The sequence below is a fragment of the Variovorax sp. Soil_C_39 genome (assembly GCF_057656815.1).
The window spans coordinates 480014-499377 of sequence record NZ_JBDGJQ010000003.1; the positions used below are offsets into that span (position 1 = coordinate 480014).

Below are 19364 nucleotides of genomic sequence, written 5' to 3' on the forward strand. Positions count from 1 at the left end.
GGGGTGGGGCAGCGGCTATTCTCCGGAATTTTTACCATTGATTCCGTTGGCTGCCACCCCAAGCCCTCAGGCGGCCCAGGCGCGCTCGACGATCTTCTTGAATTCGACTTCGGGCGCGAGCGTGCCGAAGGCGAAGCCCCAGTCGCCGCCGAGTCGTGAGGCGCAGAACGCCTCGGCCACATAGGCCGGGCTGAAGCGCAGCAGCAGCGAGGCCTGCAGCGCGAGCGCCATCTTCTCGACCAGGCGCCGCGCAATGCCGTCCATGCGCTCGCGGCGGAACGCTGCATCGCGCAGCCATGCGATGGTCACATCGAGGTGTGGGTTCATGCCGCGCGCAAGCTCGATCTCCTGCAGAACCGGCCGCAGCGCCTCGGGATCGCGGTCGACCGCGCGCAGCACGTCGAGGCAGATCACGTTGCCGCTGCCTTCCCACACGCTCTGCACCGGGGCCTCGCGGTAGAAGCGCGGCATCATCGAATCTTCGATGTAGCCGAAGCCGCCGTGGCATTCCAGCGCTTCGAAGGCGTTGGCGCTCGCGCGCTTGGCGAGCCAGTACTTGGCGATGGCGGTGACCACGCGCGAGAAGCGCGCTTCGTTGTCGTCGGTGGCCGCCCGGTCGATGCTGCCGGCCAGGCGCATGAGCAGGGCGGTGGCGGCTTCCGACTCCAGCGCCAGGTCGGCCAGCACATTGCTCATCAACGGCTTGTCGACCAGCTTGGCGCCGAAGGCCGATCGCTGCTGCGTGTGGTGCAGCGCCCTGAAGAGCGTCTGGCGCATGATGCCCGCCGAGATCGATGCGCAGCCCAGCCGCGTGAGGCTGACCATCTCGATGATCGTGCGGATGCCCTTGCCCTCGTCGCCCACGCGCCAGGCGAGCGTGCCGTTGTATTCGATCTCGCTCGAAGGGTTGGAGCGGTTCCCGAGCTTGTCCTTGAGCCGCATGATCGAGAAGCGGTTGCGCGTGCCGTCGGGCAGCCAGAAAGGCACCAGGAAGCACGAGATGCTGCCCGGCGCGCCTTCGGTGTGTGCCACCGTCAGGAAGCAGTCGACCATCGGTGCCGAGAAGAACCACTTGTGGCCGGTGAGTTCGTACACCCCGGGCTCCTGGGTGGCACGCGCCACCGTGGTGTTCGCGCGCAGGTCGGAGCCGCCTTGCTTCTCCGTCATGGCCATGCCGATGAGGGCGCTGCTCTTTTCGGCCGAAGGGCGGTAGCGCGGGTCATAGCCGGTCGACGTGAGCAACGGCTCCCACTGCGCGCTCAGCGCGGGGTTGTTGCGCAGCACCGGCACGCCCGCATAAGTCATGTGCAGCGGGCACAGCGTGCCGCTTTCGACCTGCGCCATCAGCATGCTCGAGGCCGCGCGCGCCACATGGCTGCCGGCCTGCGGCTGGCGCCACGGCAGCGAATGGACCTCGTGCCGGCGCGCCAGGCGCATGAGCTCGTGCCACGAATGGTGCAGGTGAACCTCGTTGATGCGGTGGCCGTAGTTGTCGTGCGTGTGCAGTTCGGGCACGTGGCGGTTGGCCAGGTAGCCGTGGCGGATCACCTCGGGGTCGGCCAGTTCGGCGGCCAGCGCATCGAGCCGCGGCGCGGCCCACGCAGCGCCTTCGCGCTCGAGGCTTTCGCGCAGCGCATGGTCGCGCGCCAGCAGGTTGTAGCCGCCATAGGGCGCGGGCTGGTTGAACACCTCGTGGGTGCCGTGGGCGGCCGCAGGGCGGGGAGCGAGGGCAGTGGCTTCGGTCATGGGATGGGTTCGTCCGGATTGTTTGTACCGACCGGATTAAATCAGATGCTTTATTGTCGGTAAAGCACTTGACTTAACAAATGCAAGGTTCCAGAATCCGCCACATGGCCGACACCACCCCCACTCCCCCGCCCGCCGGCAAGGACCGGCGTAAGCTCGCCGCCGCGCCGCGCAGCAGCGCCGACAGCGCCGACGTGCTGCTTCTGACCGCGCAGCGCCTGTTTGCCGAAAAGGGCATCGATGCCGTGTCGATGCGCGAGATCGCCCGCGAGGCGGGCCAGCGCAACAACTCGGCGCTGCACTACCACTTCGGTTCGAAGGAAGCGCTGATCCAGGCCATCCTGCAAAGTGGCATGGGCGAGGTCAACGCGCTGCGCAACGACTACATCGACCAGCTCTACAGCAGCGAGCGCCACGGCGAGCTGCGCGGGCTGGTCGAGGCGATCGTGTGGCCGCTCGCCTCCAGGCTGATGACAAGCCGCGGCAACACCTACAACCGCTTCCTGGCTGCGGCGCAGGTGCATCCCGACATCGACCTCGCCGCGTCCACGCGCGAAGAGGAAGACCGCGGTTTCCGCCGCATCCACGAGCTGCTGCAGCGTGTGCTGCCAGACATGCCCGAGCTGCTGCTGCGCCAGCGCTACCTGGCGGGCGTCAGCTTCGTCATGTTCAGCCTGGCCGACTTCGAGCGCATCAGCACGCGGCGAAGCAAGCGCCAGCTGGGCTTCGACCTGCAGCGCGCGATCGAGAACCTGATCGACATGGTGAGCGGCGCCATCGCCGCGCCGGTCTCGTTGCAAGTGCATGCGCGACTCGCGGCACATGACGCGCCGGAAGCCCCCGAGCCGCCGCCGAAGCCCGCGCCGCGCCGGCGCGCGGCGAGCTGATCCGGCGCGCCATCCTTGAACAAACAACGAAGGAGACAAGACATGAAGAAGCTGTTTGCGACCCTGCTGACCACGCTCGCGCTCATTCCCGGTGCGCAGGCACAGGGCGACTATCCGAACCGGCCGATCCGGATCGTGGTGCCCTACACGCCCGGCGGCCCCACCGACGCGGTGGCACGGCTCGTGGGCAAGGGCATCTCGGCCGAGCTCGGGCAGCCCGTCATCGTCGAGAACAAGCCCGGCGCCTCGAGCACCATCGGCACCGCTTTCGTGGCGAGCCAGCCCGCCGACGGCTACAGCCTCGTGCTGGTCGCGGCGCAGTTCGTCACCAACAGCGCCACCGGCATCAAGGCGCCGTACGAGCCGCTGCGCGACCTCGCGCCCGTGGTCAACGCGGCGTGGATGCCGATCCTGGTTGCGGCCAACCCCAAGGTGCCGGCCAAGGACCTGCCGTCGCTCATCGCGTGGATCCGCAACCAGAGCAACCCGGTGCTCTATTCGAGCCCGGGGGCGGGCTCGCTCACGCAGCTGTGGGGCGAACTGCTCGCGCAGCGCTACAAGCTGCGGCTCGAGCATGTGCCCTACAAGGGCTCGGCCGGCGCGGCGCAGGCGGTGATGGCGGGCGACGTGCCGCTGATGTTCGACGTCGCAGGCATCACCAGCACCATGATCCGCGAAGGCAAGCTCAGCGGCATCGTCACGCCGGGCACGGAGCGCCCGCCGGGCCTGCCCGGCGTGCCCACCGCCCGCGAGGCCGGCGTCAAGGACCTCGACGCGGCCAGCTTCCTCGGGCTGATGGCCCCGGCCAAGACGCCGCCCGCCGTGCTGGAGAAGCTCAATGCAGCGGCCAACCGCACGCTCCGGAGCAAGGAATTCGCAGATGCCGTGCACGGCCTCGGCATGAGCCCGGCCGGTGGCAGCGCCGACGAATTCGGCAAGATGCTCGCGGCCGAGATGCAGCGCTGGGCCGCCGTCGCCAAGAGCGCCGGCATCAAGGCGGAGCAATGAACGATCCGCAGCAAGCCGCGCACGACGACCTGCCGCTCGCGGGCGTCAAGGTGGTGGAGTTCGGCCAGTTCATCGCCGGCCCGGGTGCCACGCAGATCCTGGCCGACCTGGGCGCGAGCGTCACCAAGATCGAAAGCCCCAACGGCGACAACGGCCGCCGTTTCGGCGTGAGCGCCTCGACCAAGGGCCGCAGCGGCCTCTTCATGGCCTACAACCGCGGCAAGCGTTCGATCGTGGTCGACATGCGCCAGCCCGAAGGCCTGGCGGTCGCACGCGATCTTGCGCTGCAGGCCGACGTGGTGGTGCAGAACGCGCGTGCCGGGGTGATGCAGTCGCTCGGGCTGGACGCCGCCACGCTGCGCGCGGCCAAGCCCGGCCTGATCTACGTGTCGGTCTCGGGTTTCGGCGCGGAGGGCCCGTCGCGCGAGCGGCCGGGCCTCGACATCGCCGCGCAGGCCGAGAGCGGCATGATGTCGATCACCGGCGAGCGCGGCGGCACCCCGCTGAAAGCCGGCTTTCCGGTGGCCGACGTCTCGACGGCGAACAGCACGGCCAATGCGATCCTCGCGGCGCTGTTCCGGCATGCGCGCACGGGCCGCGGCGACACCATCGAGACCTCGCTGCTCGCGGTGGCCATCTCGATGCAGGCCCAGATCTGGGCCGAATACCAGTGCACGGGCAAGCTGCCCGAGCGCGCGGGCAATGCGCAGCCGCTCGTTGCGCCGGCCGCCGACCTGATCGCCGTGCGCGACGGCCACATCGTTATTTCCGCCTACCTCGACGACCACTGGCAGCGGCTGTGCAAGGCCATCGGCCAGCCCGCGCTCGCCGGTGCCGAGGCCTTTGCCACCAACAACGACCGCGTGCGCAACCGCGCGGCGCTGATGGAGGTGCTGAGCGCTGCGCTCGGCGTCTTCACCGGCGAAGAAGCGCGTGCGCTGCTCGAGCGGCATGGCGTCGTCGTGGGCGTGGTGCGCAACTACCCGCAGGTGCTCGCGAGCGCCGACGTGCAGGCCAGCGGCGTCTTCGAGACCATCGACGACGGGCAGGGTGGCGAAGTGCAGTTGCCCGGCCTGCCGTTCCGCTTCGAAGGTGCACCGCGGGGCAGGCAGGTGCCCGCGGTGCCGCGCCTGGGCCAGCACACCGACGAACTGCTCGCGCAGGCGGGCTATGCCGAAGCCGACATCGCGCGCCTGAAGGCCGCCGGCGCGGTCGGCCACTGAGCTGCCCGCGCCACTCCATTTCCCCAGCAAAGGACTCTTCTCATGTCTGCCGTGCTTCTCGACGTCCATGACGGATGGGCGGAACTGATCTTCCACCGCCCCGAGCGCAAGAACGCCATCGACGGCACGCTCGCCGCTGCCCTGCACGCCGCGCTCGAGCGCCTCGCCGAGGACGACACCGTGCGTGCCGTGGTGCTGCGAGGCGCCGATGGCGTGTTCTGTTCGGGCCTGGACGTCAAGGCCTTCGGCGTCGATCCGGCGCCCGACTGGAAGGCCGGCTTCCCTGCGCTCTGGGAGGCGGTGCACAACCAGCTGCTCGCGAGCCGCAAGGTGCTGATCGTCGCGCTCGAGCGCTACGCGATCAATGCCGGCGCCGCGCTCGCGCTGGCCGGCGACCTGATGGTGAGCGGCGAAGGCGCCTTCCTCCAGGTGGGCGAGATCGGCATCGGCATGGCCGCGCCGCGCAACGCGGCCTGGCTGGCGCTGCGCCACAGTGAAGCGGTCGCGGCCCGCGTGTGCCTCATGGGCGACCGCGTCGGCGCGGCCGACCTGCTGCGCCTGGGCATCGCGACTGAAGTGGTCGACGATGCCGCTGTGGTGGCGCGCGCCCGTGCCATGGCCGCGGCCATCGCCGCCTTTCCTACGCATTCGGTTTGCGCCGTCAAGTCGGGCATGCGCGCGGCCACCATGCAGATGCCGACCGGTCAGTGGATGGACGCCTGCGCGCGGGCCGACGCATTGAGCCAGGGCGGCGCGATCCACCAGGTGAAGGCGAACCGCCCATGAAGACCCGCATCACCGAACTGCTGCAGATCCGCTACCCGATCATCCAGGGCGGCATGATGTGGGTCGGCCGCGCCGAACTCGCGGCTGCCGTCTCCAACGCGGGCGGCCTCGGCACCCTGACGGCGCTCACGCAACCCAGCCCCGAGGCCCTGCTGGAGGAAGTGCGCCGCTGCCGCACGATGACCGACGCGCCGTTCGCGGTCAACCTCACGATCCTGCCCTCGGCGTCGCCGCCGCCGTACGAAGACTATGCACGGGCCATCGTCGACAGCGGCGTGCGCATCGTCGAAACCGCCGGGCTGCAGCCGGAGCCGATCACCGAGCTCTTCAAGTCCAAGGGCCTCGTCATCGTGCACAAGTGCACCTCGGTGCGGCATGCGCTGTCGGCCGAGCGCCGCGGCGCGGACGCGATCAGCATCGACGGCTTCGAATGCGCGGGCCATCCGGGCGAGGACGACATTCCCGGTTTGATTCTGATCCCTGCTGCCTGCGCCAAGCTGTCGATCCCGGTGGTGGCCTCGTGAGGGATCGCCAATGGGCGCACCATGGCCGCCGCGCTCGCGCTGGGCGCCGACGGCGTGAACATGGGCACGCGCTTCATGTTGACGCGCGAGGCGCCGGTGCACGACAGCGTCAAGGCTGCGCTGCTCGCGGCCAGCGAGCGCGACACCACGCTGATCTTCCGCGGGCTGCGCAACACCGCGCGCGTGTGGCGCAACCCGGTCTCGGCCGCGGTGAACGAACTCGAGCATCGCCCAGAAGGCGCGACCTTCAACGAGCTGCGGCCATGGGTCGCCGGTGCGCGCGGCCGGCAGGCGTTGGAGCAGGGCACCGTCGACGACGGCCTGATCTGGGCTGGCCAGTGCCTTGGCCTGATCGACGACGTGCCGAGCTGCGAACAGCTGATCCAGCGCATGGTGGCCGGCTGCCGGTTCGCGCTCGGGCGCGCTGTCGCGCTCTATGGCGACTCCGCCACTTTCACCGACCGCCGCGCCGCGGGCGCCGCGGACCTGCTCGAGACCGACTGAAGGAGCGCTGCATGGACATGGATTTCACGCCCGAGGAAGAGGCGTTCCGCGAACAGGTGCGGGCCTTCTTCCGCGACGAGCTGCCCGCGGACATCGCCGCTAAGGTCGCGCTCGACGAGCGCCTCGGCAAGGCCGACATGGCGCGCTGGCACGCGATCCTTCAGGCGCGCGGTTGGCTCGCCGCGGGCTGGCCGAAGGAACATGGCGGACCGGGCTGGAGCGCGATGCAACGCTACCTGTTCGAGTTCGAGAGCGCCATCGCGCAGGCGCCACGCATCATCCAGTTCGGCCTCAACATGCTCGGGCCGGTGCTCATCCGCTTCGGCACCGACGCGCAGAAGCGCCGCTGGCTGCCGCGCATCCTCGACGGCCGCGACTGGTGGTGCCAGGGCTATTCGGAACCCGGCGCGGGCTCGGACCTGGCCTCGCTCAAGACCACGGCGGTGCGCACCGCCGACGGCTGGGTCGTCAACGGCCAGAAGACCTGGACCACGCTGGGTCAGCATGCCAACATGATCTTCTGCCTGGTGCGCACCGACCCGTCGGCGCGCAAGCAGCAGGGCATCAGCTTTCTGCTCATCGACATGAACTCTCCCGGCGTCGAGGTGCGTCCGATCATCACGCTCGACGGCGAGCATGAAGTCAACGAAGTTTTTTTCACCGAAGTGCTTGTGCCTTTCGACAACCTCGTCGGCGAGGAGAACGCGGGCTGGGACTGCGCCAAGTACCTGCTCACGCACGAGCGCAGCGGCATGGCGGGCGTCGGCTATTCCTATGCCGCGCTGCACCGCCTGAAGCGCGCGGCGGCCACGCTCGCGCGCAACGGCCGGCCGCTGCTCGCGGACCGCGACTTCATTGCCCGCCTGGCGCGCGTGGAGATCGCGCTACAGAACATGGAGACGACGAACCTGCGGCTGCTCTGGGCGTCAGCCATAGGGGCGGCCCCGGGCGTCGAGAGCTCGATGCTCAAGATCCAGGGCACCGAGATCCGTCAGCAGATCAATGCACTGATGTTGCGCGCCATGGGCCCGCATGCGCCGGTTTTCGCCAACGACATGACCGATGCCGCCGGGTTGGACCTTGCCGGCATCGGGCCCGGTAGCGCGCCGCGCGCGGCCATCACCTGGTTCAACAACCGCAAGCTCTCGATCTTCGGCGGCTCCAACGAAGTCCAGAAGAACATCATCGCCAAGACTGTGCTGGGACTGTGAGGCCACTGCCATGAACTTCGAACACACGCACGAGCGGCGCCTGCTCGCCGAAAGCATGTCGCGCTATGTCGCCGAGCGCTACGGCGAGCCTGCGCGCCGGCTGGTGCCGCGGGCGACCGGCTTCGATCCGGTCCACTGGCGGGCGCTGGCCGAGATCGGCGCCGTGGGCGCACTGTTCGGCCCCGATGACGGCGGCCTCGGCGGCAGCGCATTCGACCTGATGGCGGTGTTCGAGGCGATCGGTCGCGGCCTGGTCTGCGAGCCTTTCCTGGCCACCCTCATGGCTGGCCGGGCGCTGTCCCATGCCGCTGACGGGGCGCATGCGGCGCTGCTTGCGGGCATTGCAGAAGGCACGGTGCTGGCCAGCCTCGCGCACTGCGAGCCCGGCGGCCAGTGGGATCCGCTGCAGGTCGAATGCAGCGCCCGCCGCGAGGCCGATGGCTGGGTGCTCGACGGCCTCAAGGCCGGCGTGCCGTGGGGCGGCGAGGCGCAGGTGCTGCTGGTGTCGGCGCGCACCGCCGGTGCGCCTGGCGACAGGACCGGCCTCTCGCTGTTCGCGGTGCCGGTGCTCACCGTGGGGCTGACGCTGCGCGGGCATCCCGACTTCGACGGCGGCCGTTCGGCCGATGCCGTGCTCCGCAGCGTGGTGCTGCCGGGCGACGCGCTCGTTGGGCGCGAGGGCGAGGCCGCCGCGGCGCTCGAGGCCGGGATCGGCTGCGGCATTCTGGCCGTGTGTGCCGAGGCGGTCGGCGCGATGGATGTCATGCTGGCCAGCACGCTCGACTACCTCCGGACGCGCAAGCAGTTCGGCATGCCGATCGGCGGCTTCCAGGCGGTGCAGCACCGCATGGTCGATCTCATGCTGCACCTGGAGCAGGCGCGCTCCGCCACGATCAACGCGGCCGTGCACCTCGATGCGGCCGGGCGCGTGCGCGAGCGCCATCTCGCCGCGGCCAAGTTCACCGCAGGCACCGCGGCGCTGGCGTTCGCCGAGGGGTGCATCCAGCTGCACGGCGGCATCGGCATGACCTGGGAGCTGCCGCTGGCGCACCATGCGAAGCGGCTCGGCCTGCTGAACCTGCAGCTCGGCGATGAAGACTTCCACCTGGCGCGCTACGCCGCGGCCATGGATCCGGCGCCGCCCGCGCTGTAGCCGCTGTCCTGCATCAAGCGTGGGATCGCGCTGGCATGGCGCAGGGTCGCGGGCACGAAAACTGCCGTCACCTTCAACCCCCTGCCTGGAGACGCCCCGATGCTGGACGACATGAAGATCCACATTCCGCAAGACGATGAGCGCATCGACATCACCGACCTGAAGGAGGTCGACTACTGGACCAAGACGTTCGGGGTCGACGAGGCGCGCCTGCGCATGGCGGTGGCCTCTGCGGGCACGATGAAGGACGATCTTCGGATCTACCTCGGCCTGCCCTGACGGGCGCGCCGGGCCAGGGTCCGGCCGCATAATCCGCCGATGGCCGAATCGAAGATCGCGATCTATGGTGCCATCGCGGCCAATGTCGCGATCGCCGCCACCAAGTTCGTGGTCGCCGGCGTCACCGGCAGTTCGGCGATGCTGTCGGAAGGCATCCATTCGGCGGTCGACACCTTCAACGGCGTGCTGCTGCTGGTCGGCATCCGGCTGAGCAAGCGGCCCGCCACGCCCGAGCATCCCTTTGGCCACGGCAAGGAGCTCTACTTCTGGAGCTTGATCGTCGCGGTGCTCATCTTCGGGCTCGGCGGCGGCGTGTCGCTGTACGAAGGCATCCAGCACATCCGCTACCCGGAGCCGATGCGGGACCCGACCTGGAACTACGTCGTGCTCGGCCTGGCGGCGCTGTTCGAGGGCGCGAGCTTCTTCATCGCGCTGCGCGAGTTCCGGCGCCAGGCGCGCGGGGCGCCTTTCTGGCAGGCGCTCGGCCAGAGCAAAGACCCGACCACTTACACCGTGCTGGCCGAAGACTCGGCCGCCCTCGCGGGCCTGGGCGTGGCAGCGCTCGGCATTTACCTGAGCCATCGCCTCGACATGCCGGCGCTCGACGGCGCCGCATCGGTGGTGATCGGGCTGCTGCTGGCGGGCGTGGCGGTGCTGCTGATCAGCCAGGCGCACGGGCTGCTGATCGGCGAAGGCATCCGCCCCGAGACCGCGCGCACGATCCGCAGCCTCGCGATGCAGCAGCCCAGCGTGCACGACGTCGGCCATGTGCTGTCGATGTACATCGGCGCGAACGAGGTGCTGGTCGTCGTCGACCTGAATTTCAAGGAGGGCACCGCCACCGGCGATGCGGCCGATGCGATCGCCGCCATCGAGCAGCAGGTGCGTGCGCGCTACCCGATGATCCGGCGCCTTTTCATCGAGGCGAGCGAAGAAGTAGAAGCGCCCGTCGGCGTTGGCTGACGGGCGCTGCGGTATTTGCCTGAGCCAGCGCCCGGTGGCGCGCGTCCACTGTGGCGACTCACCCAGGAGATCGCCAAAATGAACACCCCGTCGCCCCCGCAGCAGCACAAGCGCACCCCCGACGAACCGGAGATCACGCAGGAGGAGTCCGTGCCCACGGACGGGCGCGACATCGAAGGCGAGGAGCAGATGAAGGAAGTCGGCAACGAGAAGCTCCGGGAGCCCGGCGATGCCGAACGCAAGACGCCGGAAAAGTCGTAGCCCGGCAGCCCGCGCGGCGCCGTGGCGTTGTCTTCTGCGGAAGAAGGGTGATGCCCTACAACCACAGCATCGCTGCCATTGATACAAATCCTCCTCGGGCCAGCATGGCCTGAACGATCGCTAAAAACAGAACAGAAAAGGACTGTCTGTCCATACGATGGAGGAAAGAAAATGAAACACGACGGTGCGGCTGATACGGCTCCGCAGGAAGAAGCCCTGATGAAGGTCGGCGTTCCCGGCCTCGACGATGTGCTCGGGGGCGGGCTCACGCCGAGCCGCCTCTACCTGGTCGAGGGAACGCCGGGTGCCGGCAAGACCACCATCGCGATGCAGTTCCTGCTCGAAGGCGCGCGGCGCGGAGAATCGGTGCTCTACGTCACCCTGTCGGAGACCGCCCAGGAACTCAGGGGCGTGGCCCGGTCGCACGGATGGGACCTGGGCGGCATCGAGGTGCGAGAGATGCTGCCGTCGGAAACCGCGTTGGCGCCCGACGAGCAGTACACGATGTTCCACCCCTCCGAGGTCGAGCTCAGCGAGACGACGCTGAGGATCCTGACCGACGTGGACGTCATCAAACCCACCCGCGTGGTCTTCGATTCGCTGTCGGAACTGCGCCTGCTGGCCGGCAATTCGTTGCGCTACCGGCGCCAGATCCTCGCGCTCAAGCAGTTCTTCGCAGGCCGCCAGTGCACCGTGCTGCTGCTGGACGACATGACGGCGACGAAGCACGACCTTCAAGTGCAGAGCATCGCGCATGCGGTGCTGCGGCTCGAGCAGTCCCATTCCGACTACGGGGTTGCGCGGCGCCGGCTGCTGGTCAGCAAGTACCGCGGCCAGCAGTTCCGCGGCGGCTACCACGACTACCGCATCGAACGCGGCGGGCTGCGCGTGTTCCCGCGGCTGGTGGCGGCCGAGCATGCTGTGGCAACGAGCCAGGTGCGCATCCCGAGCGGCATCGGTGCACTCGATACGCTGCTCGGCGGCGGCATCGAGCGCGGCACGAGCACGCTGTTCGTCGGGGCGCCCGGCACTGGCAAGTCGACCGTGGCGGTGCAGTTCGCCATTGCCGCGGCGCAGCGCGACGAACACGCGGCGCTCTTCATCTTCGACGAAAGCACCCACACGCTGCGCACACGCTGCCACAGCATGGGAATGGACCTTGGCCGGTACATCGATTCGGGTCATATCCGCGTGCGGCAGGTCGATCCGGCCGAGCTCTCGCCAGGCGAATTCGTGCACCTGATCCGGCTCGCCGTGACCGAGGCGCATGCTGCCGTGGTGGTGATCGACAGCCTCAACGGCTACCTCAACGCCATGCCCGACGAGCGCTTCCTGATCGTGCAGCTGCATGAGTTGCTGTCCTACCTCGGGCAGGCAGGCGTCGCGACACTGCTCGTGGGCGCCCAGCACGGGCTCATCGGCATGCAGATGCAGACGCCGGTGGACGCCAGCTACCTTGCGGATGCGGTGGTGATGCTGCGCTATTTCGAGCACGACGGAGAAGTGCGCCAGGCCATCTCGGTGCTGAAGAAGCGCGGCGGCGCGCACGAGCGCACCATCCGCGACTTTGCAATGACCGACAGCGGGCTCCAGGTCGGCGAGGCGTTGCGCAACTTCAGGGGCATCCTCACGGGCATTCCCATTCCGATCGACAGCATCCAGCGCACGCCGTGAGTTCAGCACCCGCATTCGTCGAGCAGCGCATTCTGCTGCGCACGACCACGTCGAGGGATGCCTTCATGGCAACTGCCGTGCTGGGCCGTGCGAGAGTCGCGGCGCACAGCTGCGCCAGCCTGCGCGAGCTGGTGCACGGTATGCAGGAGGGCGCCGGCGCGATCATGCTGGCGGAAGAAACGCTGTCCGATCCCGCCAGCGCGGCCCTGATCGACGCGCTCGCGACGCAGCCACCATGGTCCGACCTGCCGGTGCTCATCCTGGCGCGCCAGGGCGCAGACTCCGCAGTCGTCGCCGACGCGATGAACCGGCTCGCGAATGTCACGGTCATCGAACGGCCGGTGCGCGTGGCTTCGCTCGTGAGCACGGTCCGAACGGTGCTGCGCGCGCGCAGCCGTCAATACCAGATGCGCGACCTGCTCGACAGCCTGCGCGAGGCCGACCAGCGCAAGACGGAGTTCCTTGCCACTTTGGCGCACGAGCTGCGCAATCCGCTCGCGCCGATGAGCACTGCGCTCACCCTGCTGACGCGCAAGCCCCACGAGCCTTCGGAGGCACTGCGTTACTACGAGCTCATGGGGCGTCAGGTCGACCACATGGTGCGGCTCGTGAACGACCTGATGGAGGTGTCGCGCATCACGCGCGGCAAGATCGAGCTGCGCATGGAGGCGGTGGCGCTCGAAGCCGTGATCAAGGACGCGATCGAGCTGAGCCGCCCGCTACTCGAGGGGGCGAAGCATGGGCTGGAGCTCGAACTCGGCGACGAGCCGCTCATGGTGCGCGGCGATGGTGTTCGCCTCACGCAGGTGTTCTCGAACCTGCTCAACAACGCCGCCAAGTACACGCGGCCCGGCGGCAAGGTCGGGATCGTGCTGCGTCGGGAAGGCCGCAGCGCTGTGGTCGAGGTGCGCGACAACGGCTCCGGCATCACGCCCGAGATGCTGCAATCGATCTTCGAAATGTTCGTGCAGGTCAGCGGCACCTCGAAGGCGGCGCAGGGCGGGCTCGGCATCGGGCTCACGCTGGTGAAGAGCCTGGTCGAGCTCCACGGGGGCAGTGTCGAAGCCATCAGCGAGGGCCTCGGGCACGGCGCCATGTTCCGCGTGCAGCTTCCGCTCATGCGTGGCGAGGCCGGACTGCGTTCGTCCCCGACACCCGCCATCGGCGGATGGCCCGCGTCGCTGCCCGAGACGGTGCTGATCGTCGACGACAACCGCGACGCGGCCGATGCGCTCGGCGACCTGCTGCGGTCGCTGGGCGCCTCGCCCTGCGTGGCCTACAGCGGCGACGCTGCGCTGCGCTTGGTGGCCGACGGCGAGCGGCCGGGCCTGGCGATCCTCGACATCGGCATGCCCGGCATGGACGGCTGCGAACTCGCGGGCCGGCTGCGTGCCGACCCTGCGCTCGGGGGGCTGGTGCTGGTCGCGCTGACCGGCTGGGGGCAGCAGGGCGACAAGGAGCGCATTGCCGCCGCGGGCTTCGACCACCACCTTCTGAAGCCGCTCGACCTGGCGGCGCTGCTCGCCCTGCTCCAGGAACCGCCATGACGCACGATGCCACCACGCTCCCCCCGGCGGTACCTCCCACGGGAAGACAGGCGCTCTGGCGCCGCTGCCGACGCTTCGCGCTGCCGCTGCTCGGCATCGTGGTGCTGGGCCTGCTGCTGTCGCATGCGCACAAGGTCGACTGGGCCGGTGCATGGCAGGCGCTGCGGCGCTATCCCGCCACGGTGCTGCTCGCCGCGCTCGGCCTCGCCACGATGAGCCATGCGCTCTACGGCTGCTTCGACCTGATCGGCAGGCGGCACACGCGCCACGGCTTGCCCCGCTGGCGGACCTGGGCCATCGCGGTGGCGAGCTATGCCTTCAATCTCAACCTTGGCTCGCTGGTCGGCGGCATCGCACTGCGCGCGCGGCTCTATGCGCGCGCCGGCCTCGACGAGGCTACCGTCGCCCAGATCGTCGGCATCAGCCTGGCCACCAACTGGCTCGGCTACGGGCTGCTGGCCGGCAGCCTGTTCGCGTCGGGCGCCATTGCACCGCCACGCGAGGCGCACATGGGGGCCGACGCGTTCCGCGCGCTCGGCGTGCTGATGATCGTGCTCGCGATGGCCTACGTGGTGGCCTGCTATTTCCTGCACGGTCGCCACTGGCATGTGAAAGGGCGGCGCCTCGAGCTGCCGTCGGCCCAGCTCGCGCTGGTCCAGCTTGCGCTCTCGAGTGCCAACTGGGCACTCATGGGTTCGGCCATGTACCTGCTGCTCGGGCAGGAAGTGCCCTACGCCACCACGCTGGGCGTGCTGCTGGCCGCCTCGATCGTCGGCGTGGTGACGCCGATCCCGGCCGGGCTCGGCGTGCTCGAGGCCGTGTACCTCGCGCTGCTGTCGGGCAGCGTGCGGCAGGGCACGCTCATGGGCGCGGTGCTGGCCTACCGCGCGGTCTACTACCTGCTGCCGTTGGGCGGCGGCCTCGTGCTGTACCTGCTGCTCGAGCGCCATGCGGCCAACCATCCTCCCGACGAATAAAAAGGACGACAGGCCATGGCGCGCGCAAGCCCCCTGAAACGCTACAAGGAGAAGCGCAACTTCGGCGTCACGCCCGAGCCGGAAGAGGGCGGCGATTCGGTCGTCGGCACGCTGCAGTTCGTGGTGCAGAAGCACTGGGCGCGGCGCCTGCACTACGACTTCCGCATCGAGCTTGATGGCACCATGAAGAGCTGGGCCGTGCCGAAGGGGCCCAGCTACGACACGCACGACAAGCGCATGGCCGTGCATGTGGAAGACCACCCGATCTCGTACAACCAGTTCGAAGGCGAGATACCCGCCAAGCAGTACGGCGCCGGCAAGGTGATCATCTGGGACAAGGGCACCTGGGTGCCAATCGGCGACCCGCGCAAGGGCTACCGGGCAGGCAACATCAAGCTCGAGCTGCACGGCTACAAGTTGCGCGGCAAATGGGCACTGGTGCGCATGCATGGCAAGAAGGACGACAAGCAGGACGCCTGGCTGTTGATCAAGGAGCACGACGGCTTCGCGCGGCCCGCGAGCGAGTTCAGCGTGGTCGACCAGTTTCCCGACAGCGTTGCGGCGCTGCCGATGCCCACTGCGGCGCCCACGGTACCGTCGCCCGCTGCCCCGCCGGCCACCGCGGCAGCGCAACCCGGCGCAAAGGCGCGGCGCGGCAAGGCGGCCGCCGCGGGCAACATGCCGGCCGATGCGGTCAAGGCCGCGCTGCCCGCGAAGCTCTCGCCGCTGCTCGCGACGCTGGTCGACGGTCCGCCGCCCGACCCCAGCAACTGGATCTATGAGATCAAGTTCGACGGCTACAGGCTGCTGGCGCGCGTCGATGTCAAGGGCGTGCAGCTCTTCACGCGCAACGGGCACGACTGGAGCGCGCGCATGCCGCACCTCGTGCGCGCCATCGAGCGCATGAAGCTCGCGCCGTGCTGGCTCGACGGCGAGATCGTCATGCTCGACGACGCGGGCAGCACCGACTTCCAGGCGCTGCAGAACGCCTTCGACAGCGCGAAGACGAACGACATCGTCTACTTCCTGTTCGACCTGCCGCACTACGGCGGCTTCGATCTCACGGGCGTGCCGCTGGTCGAGCGCCGCGCACTGCTGCAGTCGCTGCTGGCCAAGGCGCCGCCCGAAATCCGCTTCAGCGAGGTCTTCGACGCGCCGCCCGAGGACATCGTCGCCTCGGCCTGCAAGATCGGGCTCGAAGGCGTGATCGGCAAACGCAAGGACAGCAGCTATGCGTCGCGCCGCTCGCCCGACTGGATCAAGCTCAAGTGCTCGCGCCGGCAGGAGTTCGTCATCGGCGGCTACACCGATCCCAAGGGATCGCGCGTCGGCATCGGCGCGCTGCTCATCGGCGTGCACGACGAGAAGGGCGACCTCGTCTATTCGGGCGGCGTGGGCGCGGGCTTCAACGACCGCAGCCTCAGGGAGATGCTGCAGCGGCTCGAGCCGCTCGGCATCGACAAGCGGCCGTTCAAGAACCCGACCGAGAACGACCGCCGCGCGCATTGGGTTCAACCCGTGCTGCTGGCCGAGGTGAGCTTCTCCGACTGGACCAAGGACGGCCATGTGCGCCATCCGGTGTTCCACGGCGTTCGCTCGGACAAGCCGGCGAAGGCCATCGTGCGAGAGAAGCCGGTGCACCAGCCGCACGGCGCCAAGCCGGCGGCCGAACGCGATTCAGCGCATGTGCCCGCCGCCACGCTGCCCGCGAACTTCAAGGTCTCGCATGCCGACCGCGTGGTCGATCCGTCCACCGGCATCACCAAGGTGGAGGTGGTGCGTTTCTACGGCCTTGTCGCGCCGCTGATGATGGAACACCTCAAGGGACGGCCCGTGTCCTTCGTGCGCGCGCCGCAGGGCATCGCGGGGCAGCACTTCTTCCAGAAGCATGTGGAGGCCGGCCAGATGAACGGGGTGCGGCAGCTCGATCGCGCGCTCTGGCCTTCGCACCCCGAACTGATCGAAGTGGCGGGCCCGCTCGGGCTGCTGAGCGCGGCGCAAATGAACGTCGTCGAGTTCCATACCTGGAACGGCGTGAAGACGCTGATCGCCAAGCCCGACCGCATGACCTTCGACCTCGACCCCGGCGAAGGCGTGGGCTGGCCGCTGGTGCTGCAGTCGGCCGAGCTGATGCGCGTGGTGTTGCACGAACTGGCACTGCCCTGCTTCTGCAAGACCAGCGGCGGAAAGGGGCTGCACGTGGTGGTGCCGCTCAAGCGCCAGTACGACTGGGACACGGTGAAGGATTTCTCGCAGGCCATCGTGCGTCACATGGCACGCACCGTGCCGCAGATGTTCGTCGCCAAGAGCGGGCCGGCCAACCGCATCGGCCGCATCTTCATCGACTACCTGCGCAACGGCTTTGGTGCCACCACGGTCTGCGCGTGGTCGGCGCGCGCGCGGCCGGGCATGGGCGTGTCGGTACCGGTGGCATGGGACGAGGTGCCGTCGCTCACGAGCGGCGCGCAGTGGAACCTGCGGAACATCCATGCCCGGCTCGACCGAGGCAACGCGCCGTGGGCAGGCTATGCGAAGGCCGCAGTCAGCCCGGGCGCGGCCATGAAGAAGCTTGGCTTCATCAAAGTTCGATGAAGGCCGACGTCGCCTTGTTCAGTGCCAGCCGGCCCTTGGCCGTGATCGACTCCACCTGGGCGAGCTGGCGTATCGCGCGGCCGTCGGGCGCGTGGCTTGCCGGCGGGATGAAGGCCGTCACCAATTCGGCTGCGCGCAGCACGCGCAGGCGGTCGATGTCTGCAGGCGTGTGGACGACGTAGGGCAGCTTCTGTTCGGCAATGACTCGAAGAAACTCCATGGACATGAGCCGTCTCCTTGTCTAGATGGGCACGGAGATTATTCTGCGCAAGATTTCACACTTGTGCCTAATCCCTGCCCAACGCACGACTTTGATACGCCTTTGTGATGCGTAGGAAAGTGTTCATTTTGCTTGCGCCTTGAAACCGATGCGGTGAATTTGTTGCATGCTGCTCGGCTATCGCGCAAACCTTTCGGCGGCGGGCGCCCGGTCGTCCGGAAAAATCTGCCAGAGCGCCACATCGAGGCCTTCGAATGCGGCCCGATAGCGCTCGGCACTGGCGTCCTCGCGCGTGACGTTGCGGATCGCGATGTGCTCGATGCGGCCCGGATGCGCACGCGCCACCTGGCCGTAGATCTCGGGATCGCGCTCACCCGAGTCGCCCACGAGCATGAAGCGGCGCTGCGGAAAGTCGGCCAGCAAACGCTCGATCACCGCGAGCTTGTGCGCTCGCGAATCCTGGTCGCCCGGAATCAACGTGCGCCAGCTGGTGCTTTCGCGCAGGTGCATGCTGCCGGCCGGAAAGTTGGCGTCGCGCAGGAAATCGGCGAGCGCCGGGTAGAGTTGTATCGGGCTTGCCGAGAGGTAGTGAAAGCGCGTGCCGGGCACCTGCGCGAGCATGCGGTAGCCCGCCGCCATGCCGGGCGCGGGCTCGAAGCGGCGGGCAAAGGTGTTCAGCAGCATCTCGCGCCGGTCGCGCACCTGCGTGCGCTTGATGGTGTCGTCGATGTCTGAGATCACCGAGAGGCCCTCGGCCGGAACGACCAGTGCCTGGCCCCTGAAGCGATGCAGCAGTTCGCCGGGGCCGGTGACGGCGTGGAATTTCTGCCATTCGCCGGCCAGCGAGGCCGCGGGAACGTCGACCACCACGCGCAGGTTCATGCGCCCGTCGGCGCCCGAGGGCCGTGTGCTCACGCGCGTGGCGACGCCGTCGAAATCGAGTTCGAACACCTTGCCCTGCTCCGACTCGGCGTGGAACAGCGCGGTGCGCTGGTTGAAGCGCAGCCGCGCCGCGGGCGAGAGCTTCTCCAGGTCGAGGCCGAGGTAGCGCGCGAACACGGCATTGAGGCCCCAGCGGCGCTCGGGTTCGTAGACCCACGCATGCACGTCGACCTCGAGCCGGCCGTCCGGCGTGGGACGTGCGGTACCGGGCAGGAAGAGCGCTTCCTCGTCGGGCTCGAGCGGCTCCGCGGCCAGGAGCCCCTGCAGCGGTGCCAGGCCGACGGCCAGTGCGGCGCCCGCAAGCAGCGCGCGGCGCCCCGGCGCTGCACTCATGCCTGTGGCGCGTCGATGCGTTCGTAGGTCACGAACGCGAAGGGCAGGCCCTCCTTGACCGAGACATGCGCTTCGCGCCGGGTCTCGCGCCACTTCGCGGGCGAGAGCGCGGGCGCATGCGCATCGCCTTCGTAGTCGCGCGCGAGTTCGGTCACGACCACGCGCGAGGCCAGCGGCTCGGCCAGTGCATAGATCTGCGCGCCGCCGATGATCCAGACGTCGGGTACCTGCGTCTCGTCGCAGAGCGCGAGCGCTTCGGCGAGGCTTCCCACGCGGTGCGCGCCTTCGGCCTTCCAGTCGTCCTGGCGCGTGATCACGATGTTGTGCCGGCCCGGCAGCGGGCGAAAGCGCGGCGGCAGCGAATCCCAGGTCTTGCGCCCCATCACCACGGGCGCGCCGGCCGTCTGCGCCTTGAAGTGCACCATGTCTTCGGGCAGGTGCCAGGGCATGGTGCCCTTGATGCCGATCACGCCGTTCGCGGCGCGGGCGAAGATCAAATTGATGCGCGGTGTCGTCATGGCGCGAATCCTCCGC

At 68.8% G+C, this 19364-nt stretch carries 17 protein-coding genes and 1 pseudogene; 14 read left to right on the forward strand and 4 right to left on the reverse strand.

Annotated features, from left to right (window positions below; genetic code table 11):
- Nucleotides 1-66: 66 nt before the first annotated feature.
- On the reverse strand, nucleotides 67-1746 hold the full coding sequence (locus tag AC3A6J_RS10275) for an acyl-CoA dehydrogenase family protein (protein WP_487859826.1): 1680 nt from the start codon (nucleotides 1744-1746) through the stop codon (nucleotides 67-69).
- A 104-nt stretch (nucleotides 1747-1850) separates the two neighbouring features.
- On the opposite strand from AC3A6J_RS10275, the gene AC3A6J_RS10280 reads away from it, so the two are divergent.
- The 14 genes and pseudogenes from AC3A6J_RS10280 (at nucleotide 1851) to ligD (ending at nucleotide 17335) form a co-directional block, all read left to right on the forward strand.
- Nucleotides 1851-2633, forward strand: a complete 783-nt coding sequence (locus AC3A6J_RS10280) for a TetR/AcrR family transcriptional regulator (RefSeq protein ID WP_487859827.1) — start codon at nucleotides 1851-1853, stop codon at nucleotides 2631-2633.
- A gap of 42 nt (nucleotides 2634-2675) precedes the next feature.
- Nucleotides 2676-3641 (forward strand): Bug family tripartite tricarboxylate transporter substrate binding protein, encoded by a 966-nt coding sequence (locus AC3A6J_RS10285; protein ID WP_487859828.1) that lies wholly within the window; start codon nucleotides 2676-2678, stop codon nucleotides 3639-3641.
- Nucleotides 3638-4864, forward strand: coding sequence for a CaiB/BaiF CoA transferase family protein (locus tag AC3A6J_RS10290; protein ID WP_487859829.1), 1227 nt, complete (start codon nucleotides 3638-3640; stop codon nucleotides 4862-4864). The genes AC3A6J_RS10285 and AC3A6J_RS10290 overlap by 4 nt, the downstream gene beginning before the upstream one ends.
- Nucleotides 4865-4906: 42 nt before the next feature.
- Nucleotides 4907-5650, forward strand: a complete 744-nt coding sequence (locus AC3A6J_RS10295) for an enoyl-CoA hydratase/isomerase family protein (RefSeq protein ID WP_487859830.1) — start codon at nucleotides 4907-4909, stop codon at nucleotides 5648-5650.
- Nucleotides 5647-6678: pseudogene (locus tag AC3A6J_RS10300) on the forward strand (NAD(P)H-dependent flavin oxidoreductase). Before AC3A6J_RS10295 ends, AC3A6J_RS10300 begins: the two are co-directional and overlap by 4 nt.
- An 11-nt stretch (nucleotides 6679-6689) precedes the next feature.
- Complete coding sequence (locus AC3A6J_RS10305) at nucleotides 6690-7889, forward strand: acyl-CoA dehydrogenase family protein (protein ID WP_487859831.1); 1200 nt, start codon at nucleotides 6690-6692, stop codon at nucleotides 7887-7889.
- A 10-nt stretch (nucleotides 7890-7899) separates the two neighbouring features.
- A complete protein-coding gene (locus tag AC3A6J_RS10310) occupies nucleotides 7900-9042 on the forward strand; it encodes an acyl-CoA dehydrogenase family protein (RefSeq protein ID WP_487859832.1) in 1143 nt (380 codons plus the stop codon).
- A 99-nt stretch (nucleotides 9043-9141) separates the two neighbouring features.
- Nucleotides 9142-9321 (forward strand): DUF3606 domain-containing protein, encoded by a 180-nt coding sequence (locus AC3A6J_RS10315; protein ID WP_487859833.1) that lies wholly within the window; start codon nucleotides 9142-9144, stop codon nucleotides 9319-9321.
- 39 nt (nucleotides 9322-9360) lie between these two features.
- Nucleotides 9361-10284 (forward strand): cation diffusion facilitator family transporter, encoded by a 924-nt coding sequence (locus AC3A6J_RS10320; protein WP_487859834.1) that lies wholly within the window; start codon nucleotides 9361-9363, stop codon nucleotides 10282-10284.
- A 78-nt stretch (nucleotides 10285-10362) separates the two neighbouring features.
- Nucleotides 10363-10545 carry a hypothetical protein gene (locus tag AC3A6J_RS10325; protein WP_487859835.1) on the forward strand — a complete coding sequence of 61 codons (183 nt, stop codon included), beginning with the start codon at nucleotides 10363-10365 and terminating at the stop codon, nucleotides 10543-10545.
- Between the two features lie 171 nt (nucleotides 10546-10716).
- On the forward strand, nucleotides 10717-12219 hold the full coding sequence (locus AC3A6J_RS10330) for an ATPase domain-containing protein (protein ID WP_487859836.1): 1503 nt from the start codon (nucleotides 10717-10719) through the stop codon (nucleotides 12217-12219).
- Nucleotides 12216-13766: a hybrid sensor histidine kinase/response regulator gene (locus tag AC3A6J_RS10335; protein WP_487859837.1), complete on the forward strand. Its 1551-nt coding sequence runs from the start codon at nucleotides 12216-12218 to the stop codon at nucleotides 13764-13766. The genes AC3A6J_RS10330 and AC3A6J_RS10335 overlap by 4 nt, the downstream gene beginning before the upstream one ends.
- A complete protein-coding gene (locus AC3A6J_RS10340; protein ID WP_487859838.1) occupies nucleotides 13763-14743 on the forward strand; it encodes a lysylphosphatidylglycerol synthase domain-containing protein in 981 nt (326 codons plus the stop codon). The genes AC3A6J_RS10335 and AC3A6J_RS10340 overlap by 4 nt, the downstream gene beginning before the upstream one ends.
- Before the next feature lie 15 nt (nucleotides 14744-14758).
- Nucleotides 14759-17335: a DNA ligase D gene (gene ligD, locus AC3A6J_RS10345; protein ID WP_487859839.1), complete on the forward strand. Its 2577-nt coding sequence runs from the start codon at nucleotides 14759-14761 to the stop codon at nucleotides 17333-17335.
- On the opposite strand, the gene AC3A6J_RS10350 is transcribed toward ligD, so the two are convergent.
- The 3 genes from AC3A6J_RS10350 to AC3A6J_RS10360 all read right to left on the reverse strand — a co-directional run bounded on the left by AC3A6J_RS10350 (nucleotide 17322) and on the right by AC3A6J_RS10360 (nucleotide 19348).
- Nucleotides 17322-17561, reverse strand: coding sequence for a hypothetical protein (locus tag AC3A6J_RS10350; RefSeq protein WP_487859840.1), 240 nt, complete (start codon nucleotides 17559-17561; stop codon nucleotides 17322-17324). The two genes, ligD and AC3A6J_RS10350, sit on opposite strands and share 14 nt — an antisense overlap.
- A gap of 171 nt (nucleotides 17562-17732) precedes the next feature.
- Nucleotides 17733-18830 (reverse strand): phosphatidate phosphatase App1 family protein, encoded by a 1098-nt coding sequence (locus tag AC3A6J_RS10355; protein ID WP_487859841.1) that lies wholly within the window; start codon nucleotides 18828-18830, stop codon nucleotides 17733-17735.
- Nucleotides 18827-19348 carry a dihydrofolate reductase gene (locus AC3A6J_RS10360; RefSeq protein ID WP_487859842.1) on the reverse strand — a complete coding sequence of 174 codons (522 nt, stop codon included), beginning with the start codon at nucleotides 19346-19348 and terminating at the stop codon, nucleotides 18827-18829. Before AC3A6J_RS10360 ends, AC3A6J_RS10355 begins: the two co-directional genes overlap by 4 nt.
- Nucleotides 19349-19364 lie beyond the last annotated feature (16 nt).

Excerpts from the sequence above, each read along its gene's own strand:
- AC3A6J_RS10290 (WP_487859829.1), top strand. The coding sequence starts at position 3,638 with ATGAACGATCCGCAGCAAGCCGCGCACGACGACCTGCCGCTCGCGGGC.
- AC3A6J_RS10295 (WP_487859830.1), top strand. The coding sequence starts at position 4,907 with ATGTCTGCCGTGCTTCTCGACGTCCATGACGGATGGGCGGAACTGATC.
- AC3A6J_RS10350 (WP_487859840.1), bottom strand. The coding sequence starts at position 17,561 with ATGTCCATGGAGTTTCTTCGAGTCATTGCCGAACAGAAGCTGCCCTAC.
- AC3A6J_RS10285 (WP_487859828.1), top strand. The coding sequence starts at position 2,676 with ATGAAGAAGCTGTTTGCGACCCTGCTGACCACGCTCGCGCTCATTCCC.
- AC3A6J_RS10305 (WP_487859831.1), top strand. The coding sequence starts at position 6,690 with ATGGACATGGATTTCACGCCCGAGGAAGAGGCGTTCCGCGAACAGGTG.
- AC3A6J_RS10310 (WP_487859832.1), top strand. The coding sequence starts at position 7,900 with ATGAACTTCGAACACACGCACGAGCGGCGCCTGCTCGCCGAAAGCATG.
- AC3A6J_RS10325 (WP_487859835.1), top strand. The coding sequence starts at position 10,363 with ATGAACACCCCGTCGCCCCCGCAGCAGCACAAGCGCACCCCCGACGAA.
- AC3A6J_RS10320 (WP_487859834.1), top strand. The coding sequence starts at position 9,361 with ATGGCCGAATCGAAGATCGCGATCTATGGTGCCATCGCGGCCAATGTC.
- AC3A6J_RS10315 (WP_487859833.1), top strand. The coding sequence starts at position 9,142 with ATGCTGGACGACATGAAGATCCACATTCCGCAAGACGATGAGCGCATC.
- AC3A6J_RS10330 (WP_487859836.1), top strand. The coding sequence starts at position 10,717 with ATGAAACACGACGGTGCGGCTGATACGGCTCCGCAGGAAGAAGCCCTG.
- AC3A6J_RS10355 (WP_487859841.1), bottom strand. The coding sequence starts at position 18,830 with ATGAGTGCAGCGCCGGGGCGCCGCGCGCTGCTTGCGGGCGCCGCACTG.
- AC3A6J_RS10340 (WP_487859838.1), top strand. The coding sequence starts at position 13,763 with ATGACGCACGATGCCACCACGCTCCCCCCGGCGGTACCTCCCACGGGA.
- AC3A6J_RS10280 (WP_487859827.1), top strand. The coding sequence starts at position 1,851 with ATGGCCGACACCACCCCCACTCCCCCGCCCGCCGGCAAGGACCGGCGT.
- AC3A6J_RS10360 (WP_487859842.1), bottom strand. The coding sequence starts at position 19,348 with ATGACGACACCGCGCATCAATTTGATCTTCGCCCGCGCCGCGAACGGC.
- AC3A6J_RS10275 (WP_487859826.1), bottom strand. The coding sequence starts at position 1,746 with ATGACCGAAGCCACTGCCCTCGCTCCCCGCCCTGCGGCCGCCCACGGC.
- ligD (WP_487859839.1), top strand. The coding sequence starts at position 14,759 with ATGGCGCGCGCAAGCCCCCTGAAACGCTACAAGGAGAAGCGCAACTTC.